Source organism: Streptomyces sp. ATLC9 (assembly GCF_057196705.1).
This window is the reverse complement of the sequence record NZ_JBXUOY010000672.1, coordinates 1-223: the sequence shown is the minus strand read 5'-3', so window position 1 is coordinate 223 and position 223 is coordinate 1. Positions and strand designations below refer to the sequence as shown.

General features: G+C 67.3%; 1 pseudogene. It reads left to right on the top strand.

The window, feature by feature from the left end:
* Positions 1-223, top strand: a pseudogene (locus AC2CJA_RS27585) (RNA-guided endonuclease TnpB family protein); the annotation flags it as partial.

Below are 223 nucleotides of genomic sequence, written 5' to 3'. Positions count from 1 at the left end.
GGCCCTGCGGCACCTTCAGACGGCGTTCACGAACTTCTTCGGCAAGCGGGCGAAGTACCCGCGCTTCAAGTCGCGGAAGAAGTCGCGGAAGTCCGCGGAGTACACCACCAGTGCGTTCCGGTTCCGCGACGGCAGCCTCACCCTGGCGAAGATGGCGGAACCGCTCGACATCGTGTGGTCCCGTCCCCTCCCGGAGGGTGCGTCGCCGTCCACGGTGACCGTC